General features: G+C 67.6%; 6 protein-coding genes and 1 pseudogene. All 7 read left to right on the forward strand.

Annotated features, from left to right (window positions below):
• Positions 1-335, forward strand: a pseudogene (locus tag JZ792_RS40360) (serine/threonine protein kinase); the annotation flags it as partial.
• Between the two features lie 170 nt (positions 336-505).
• Positions 506-1,177 (forward strand): HAD family hydrolase, encoded by a 672-nt coding sequence (locus JZ792_RS40365; RefSeq protein WP_368858177.1) that lies wholly within the window; start codon positions 506-508, stop codon positions 1,175-1,177.
• A gap of 148 nt (positions 1,178-1,325) precedes the next feature.
• Positions 1,326-2,186 carry a HalD/BesD family halogenase gene (locus JZ792_RS40370; protein WP_216918163.1) on the forward strand — a complete coding sequence of 287 codons (861 nt, stop codon included), beginning with the start codon at positions 1,326-1,328 and terminating at the stop codon, positions 2,184-2,186.
• Positions 2,187-2,220: 34 nt separating this feature from the next.
• Positions 2,221-3,048 carry a class I SAM-dependent methyltransferase gene (locus JZ792_RS40375; RefSeq protein ID WP_216918164.1) on the forward strand — a complete coding sequence of 276 codons (828 nt, stop codon included), beginning with the start codon at positions 2,221-2,223 and terminating at the stop codon, positions 3,046-3,048.
• A 172-nt stretch (positions 3,049-3,220) separates the two neighbouring features.
• Complete coding sequence (locus JZ792_RS40380) at positions 3,221-5,023, forward strand: choline/carnitine O-acyltransferase (protein ID WP_216918165.1); 1,803 nt, start codon at positions 3,221-3,223, stop codon at positions 5,021-5,023.
• Between the two features lie 417 nt (positions 5,024-5,440).
• Positions 5,441-5,704, forward strand: a complete 264-nt coding sequence (locus JZ792_RS40385) for a phosphoribosyl-ATP diphosphatase (RefSeq protein WP_109527117.1) — start codon at positions 5,441-5,443, stop codon at positions 5,702-5,704.
• 63 nt (positions 5,705-5,767) lie between these two features.
• The gene (gene hisG / locus JZ792_RS40390; RefSeq protein ID WP_109527118.1) at positions 5,768-6,619 is read left to right on the forward strand and encodes an ATP phosphoribosyltransferase; all 852 of its coding nucleotides are present in this window, start codon (positions 5,768-5,770) and stop codon (positions 6,617-6,619) included.
• Positions 6,620-6,773 lie beyond the last annotated feature (154 nt).

The following is a 6,773-nucleotide window of genomic DNA, read 5'->3' on the forward strand; positions in this document are numbered from 1 at the left end:
CGCCTGCCCCCACCACGCCGAGCGGTCCGCCGACCCCGGACAAGGTCGCGGCGTTCATCCAGGGGTACTACGGCATGTTGCCCGGCAACATCTCGGGGGCATGGGCGCAGTTGAGCCCGTCGTATCAATCCCAGACCGGCGGTTACAACGCCTATTCCTCCTTCTGGTCGTCGATCCGGTCGGTGCGGGTCAACAGCGTCACCCCGGACGGCGGCGAGGGCGCGACGGCCTCGCTCAGCTACGTCAAGACCGACGGCAGCACGTCGACGGAGAGCCGATGGTTCCGGGTGTCCTCCGAGGGTGGCCGCCTGCTGATTTCCGCGTCGAGCACCTGAGCAGGTGACGGCGCCCACATCTCGCGAGCCCGCCCGGTGGTCGTCGCCGGGTCGGTCGGCCGGTTAGGCTGGTCGGGGAACGGATCGCCGCTGGTACGAGCGTCTTCGCGATCGTTGCCCGGGTTCGGCTGCCGCCTGCCCGGATCGGGTATCGAAGGAGAAGCACACCGGTGACAGCGCGACTCGCCGCGGTTCTGTGGGATATGGACGGGACGCTGCTGGATTCGGAGAAGTTGTGGGATATCGGCGTCCGTGAGCTCGCGGTCGAACTCGGCGGCGTCATGACCGACGAACTCCGCCACGCGCTCATCGGCGCGTCGGGTCCGAACGCGTTGCGTTTACTCTTCACCGGCCTCGGCGTCGAACCGACCGCCGAGGCGATCCTCGCGGCGGGCCGCTTCCTCGAGGTCCGCGTCACCGAGTTGATGACCGGGCCGATCCCGTGGCGTCCAGGCGCCAAGGACGCGCTCTCGCTCGTGCGCACCTCCGGCCTGTCCTCGGCGCTGGTCACCAATACCAAGCGGTCGCTCACGGAATTCGGTCTCGACACGCTCGGCCGCGACTACTTCGACGTCTCCGTCTGCGGTGACGAGGTCCCCGAGGGCAAACCGGAACCCGACGTGTACCTGCGCGCCGCCGAACTGCTCGGCGTCGATCCGAAAGAATGCGTCGCGGTGGAGGATTCGCCGACCGGCGCCATGGCGGCGCAGGCGGCCGGATGCGCGGTCATCGTGGTCCCCTGCGAGATCGCCGTGCCGCCCGCGCCGGGCCGGGTCTTCCGCGAGTCGCTGACCGGGCTGTCGCTCTCCGATCTGAAACACGCTCTGCACGCCAGGATCTGACCGCGTCGCCGCGGATCTTCACGCTGGCGCGCGCCGAGAGTTACTGTGCCGCAACATGAGTGGCGGCGGATTTTATCTGTGACTGTAGTCACCGGCTACTTTTCTCGAATCCCGGGCGTGTCGACGCGGTCTCGGACAAAATAACGCTATGGCAACGACGGGGGTTCTCGACGAGATCATCGATGTCGCACGGTATCCCCTCACCGATTCGGAATCGGCGCGCCGACGCGAGGCCGTGGCGCTCGCGCGGGCGGAACTGGACGAATCCGGTTGCACGGTGTTGCGCGAATTCATCCGGCCCGCGCTGATCGAGGTCCTGCGTGAGCAGGGTGAGGCCATCGCGCCGCACGCCTACTACGAGGTCGAGCGGGTCAACGCCTACAACATCCCGCTGGATTCGAAACTGCCGCAGCGACATCCGGGCCGGATCGTGCTGGAACGAGGCAATGCCTTCGTTCCCCGCGACCGCATCCCCGCCGACGCACTGATCCACCGGCTCTACACCAGCCCCGAATTCCAGCGCTTCGTCGCCGACTGCTTCGGCCTCGCCGAACTGTACGAATTCGCCGATCCGCTCGCCGGACTGTGCCTGAACGTGGTCGCGCCGGGAATGTCGCATCCCTGGCATTTCGACACCAACGAATTCACCGTCAGCATGCTCACCCGACCCGCCGAATCCGGCGGAGTCTTCGAGTACTGCCCGAATATCCGCTCGCCGCACGCCGAGAACCTCGACGACGTACGCGATGTCCTGACCGGTTCGGGGCAGCGGCTCATTCGAAGTCTCGACCTGCGTCCCGGCGATCTGCAACTGTTCCGCGGACGATTCTCCCTGCACCGTGTGTCCCCGGTAACCGGTGGCGACCAACGACATTCGGCGATCTTCGCCTATACCGACCGGCCCGGTGTCATCGGCACCGTCGAACGCACCCGCCAATTGTTCGGCCGGGTGCTACCCGACCACCTAGCCGCGGCCGACGCTGTCCGCGGCGATCGGCTACTCGACTAGCCGATCATCGCGCTCGACCGAGAGGACCACACGCGTGCCAGTGCCGTTACATACGACCGGAAAAGCCTCCTTCGACCACATCTACGACCGAGACGATCCCCGCGAGTACTACGCCCGAATGTCCGAATTGAACTACCGGATACCGGAACTGGCAAAACCCTTCTTCGAACAGCAGATTCGCGAATATCGCGCGTCGGCGCGCGGCCGGGCACCGACCGTGCTCGACATCGGCTGCTCCTACGGCGTCAACGCGGCGCTGTTACGTCTCGGCGCGAGTATCGACCAACTGGCCGAACACTACCGTGACGCTTCGGAATCCGACCGCGACGCCTTGATCGCCGAGGACAGCGCCCGACTGGCGGGCGCGGCCGGGTACGCCGATCTCCGATTCCTCGGAATGGACGCCGCGCTGCCCGCACTGGCCTACGCCCGCGAAGCGGGATTCCTGCACGACACGGTGCACGCCGACCTCGAGGCCGCCGAACCGACCGACGAACAACGCGAGGTTCTCGCCTCGGCCGATATCGTCGTCTCCACCGGATGCATCGGCTACGTCACCGAGAAAACCCTCGCGCGGATCGCCACCGCGCATCCGCACCGCAGGCCGTGGATGGCGCATTTCGTCCTGCGGATGTTCGATTTCGCGCCGATCGCCGAGGAACTCGCCGCGCTCGGCTACCGCACCGAACAGGTGCCCGGCCTGTTCGAACAACGTCGATTCGCCTCGGCGGACGAACGCGATCAGGTTCTGGACACGCTGGCGGACCGGGGAATCGACACCGCGGGAAGAGAATCGGAGGGCTGGCTCTACGCCGGTCTGCACATCTCACGCCCGCTCGTTGGCGCGCACGAGGACGCCTGAGCGGATCCGCACGGCGACAGGCCGCAGGGCTGCGGCGGACGACACGCGCCGCACCCCTTCCCAAACTTCGGCCATACGCCGAGGATCTGTAGTGGAATCGGTGTGCCGTGCACACGGCCGCCGACCCACCGCAGTCTCTCCGAACCCATCCCACGTCCCCGAGGAATCCGACTTGAGTGACCGCACTTTCGCCGCCGAAGACCAACTGCCCCGGGTACCCCTGCCCACCCTGGAGGACAGCGCCGAACGCTTCCTGCAGTGGTGCGCCCCGCTGCTGAACGACGACGAATTGGCCACCACCCGCGCGGCGGTCGACGACCTGCTGCGCGCGGACAGCCCCGCCCGCACCCTGCACGCGGAACTGCGGGAATACGACGCCACCCCCGGCGTCGGCAGCTGGCTCGACCGATTCTGGCCGTCCCGGTATCTGGGCAGGCGCGACCGGATCGCCCTGAACGCCAACTTCTTCTTCCTGTTCCGCGACGACACCGTGCTCGCGGCGTCCACCGGCGCGACCCAGCTGGAACGCGCCGCCGCCATCGTCTCGGCCGCCGTCGACTACAAACTCGCGCTCGACGAGGAATCCATCCCGCCGGTCACCCAGCGCGGCCAGCAGTTGTCGATGTGGCAGAACAAGTACCTGTTCTCCGAGACCCGGATTCCGGGGGAGACGCAGGACAGCGTCCGGGTGCCCTACAGCGAGGACTCGCCCGGCCCGTCCACCGCGCGTCACATCGCGGTGTTGTTCCGCGGCAACGTCTTCCGCATGGATGTGATCGGACCCGAGGGCGCGCCCTACGCGCTGGAGGATCTCGTCGACGGCCTGCGCGCGGTCCGCGAGGCGGGCGCGACACGCACCGACGCCGGGGTCGGACACCTGACCACCAAGGCACGGGCCGAATGGGCCGCGAGCCGGGCGGCGCTGCGGGCGGTGCCCGCCAACGTCGACGCGCTCGACACCCTCGAAACCGCGCTGTTCTGCCTCTGCCTGGAAGACCTCACCCCCACCGACACCCTGCACGCCTGCGATCAACTGCTGCACGGTGACAGCGCCAACCGCTGGTTCGACAAATCCGTCTCGTTCCTGGTGTTCGACGACGGCCGGGCGGGCATCAACATCGAACACTGCGGACTGGACGGCACCACCATCCTGTCCTTCGTCGACACCCTGCTCGAGACCTCGGCCGCCGACCACGCCGCGCACTCGGGCGCGCAGAAACAGGGCACGCCACCCATCGCGCCGATCGAGTTCGTACTCGACGACGCGTTGCGCGCCGATATCGACGCGGCGGGAGCCGACTTCGCGCAGTACGCCGCCGACAACGCCACCACCACGGTGTCGTTCGAGAATTTCGGCACGGCACGGGCCAAGCAGCTGAAGATCTCCCCCGACGCCTTCGCACAACTGAGCTACCAGCTCGCGCACCGCCGCAGCAAGGGCATCACCGGCGCCACCTACGAATCCATCGCCACCAGGCAGTACCGCAACGGCCGCACCGAGGCCATGCGCGTGGTGACCCCCGAGATCATCGCCTTCGTCGACGCCGTGGAAAACCCCGCGCTCGACACGGCGACGAAACTCGAGGCCGCGAGGACAGCGGCCAACGCGCACGTCGAGCGCGCGCGGCAATGCCAGTCCGGTGACGCCCCGGAACAACATCTGTGGGAACTCCAGTGGATCCAGCGTCGCCGAGGCGAAGAACTCGGAGTGACCGAGCCCATCGCGCTCTACGACAGCCCCGGCTGGGTGATCATGCGCGACGACTACCTGAGCACCAGCTCGGCACCCTCGGTCAACATCGAATACTTCGGTTTCGGCTCGACCAGCCCGACATGCATCGGCATCGCCTACGTCCTGCTGCCGGACCGCTGGAACCTGTACCTGGCCACCCCGCAGTCCGTCGCCGACCAGATGCACGCCTTCGCCGGGCATCTGCGCACCGCCGTCGCCGATCTCGAGGCACTGCTGGATTGATTGCGGCCCGGGGGCCGCGTGTTCGCGGCCCCCTTTGTCTCGCGTCCGAGCGGTCGAGACTGGCGACTTCGTCGCATGCGCTTCGACCGCTCGGACGCGAGACGGGCCGCGAACGGGGCGCTCGTAAGACTCGCGCCGTGGTGGGTGTGTTTCGACTGGTCGGGCGTGGGACGGACTGCGAGCGGGGCGCTCGTGAGACTTGTGCCTGCGGTGGGTGTGTTTCGACTGCTTGGGTGCGGGACGGGCGGCGAACGGGCCGCTCTCGAGACTCGCGCCTGTCGTGGGTGGGGCTCGACCGGTCGGGTGTCGGAGGGGGCGCGTGCCCCGGGCGTCGAGGGTGACCGTGGCGCTCATGTGGCGCGTGGCGGGTGGTGCGGTGTGCGGGGAGTGTGCGGGGGTCTGAAAGAATGGTCACCCGTGAAGAACTTCGAAACCCTGTTCGCCGAGCTGCAGGACCGTGCCGTCACCCGCCCCGAGGGGTCAGGCACCGTGGCCGCACTGGACGCCGGCGTCCATACGCAGGGTAAGAAGGTGCTCGAAGAGGCCGGTGAAGTGTGGCTGGCCGCCGAGCACGAAAGCGATGAATCACTCGCCGAGGAGATCTCGCAACTGCTGTATTGGGTCCAGGTGCTGATGGTCGGCCGCGGACTGAAGCTCGAAGACGTGTACCGACATCTGTGACGGCCCCGGCCTACGCCGAGGCGAGACGCCGCTCACACCGTCACCCGAAAGGACACTCTTCCCATGCTGCGCGTCGCAGTCCCCAATAAAGGCTCGCTCTCCGAAGCCGCCACCTCCATCCTCACCGAAGCCGGCTACCGCAGGCGCACCGATTCGCGCGACCTCACCGTCCTCGACCCCTCCAACCAGGTCGAATTCTTCTTCCTCCGCCCCAAGGACATCGCCATCTACGTCGGCTCGGGCGAACTCGACCTCGGAATCACCGGCCGAGACCTCGCCCTCGACTCCGGCGCACCGGTCCAGGAACGGCTGTCACTCGGCTTCGGCCGCTCCACCTTCCGCTACGCCGCCCCCGCCGACACCGAATGGAAGGTCGAAGACCTCCACGGCAAAAGGATCGCCACCTCCTACCCCAACCTCGTCCGCGCCGACCTGCAACGCCGAGGAATCCGCGCCGAGGTGATCCGCCTCGACGGCGCGGTCGAGATCTCCATCCAGCTCGGCGTCGCCGACGCCATCGCCGACGTCGTCGGCTCGGGCCGCACCCTGCGCCAACACAACCTCGTCGCCTTCGGCGAGGTCCTGTGCGACTCCGAAGGCGTCCTCGTCGAACGCGAAGGCTCCGACCACCAGGACCGCGCCCGCAACCAACTCGTCGCCCGCATCCAAGGCGTCGTCTTCGCCCAGCAATACCTGATGCTGGACTACGACTGCCCGAGAAACCTGCTCGACGAAGCGGTACGGATCACGCCGGGACTGGAATCGCCCACGGTCTCGCCACTGGCCGACGACACCTGGGTGGCTGTGCGCGCCCTCGTACCGCGCAAACAGGGCAACGATGTGATGGACCAGCTCGCCGACCTGGGGGCGAAAGCGATCCTGGCCACCGACATCAGGTCCTGCCGAGCTTTCTGAGATTTGGCGGCCGGGGGCCGCGGGTTCGCGGCCCCCTTTGTCTCGCGTCCGAGCGGTCGAGACTGGCGACTTCGTCGCATGCGCTTCGACCGCTCGGACGCGAGACGGGCCGCGAACGGGGCGCTCGTAAGACTCGCGTCGTGGGGTGGGAGTG

Origin of the sequence: Nocardia noduli (assembly GCF_019038455.1) — a bacterium.
In the GTDB taxonomy this organism is placed as follows: domain Bacteria; phylum Actinomycetota; class Actinomycetes; order Mycobacteriales; family Mycobacteriaceae; genus Nocardia; species Nocardia noduli.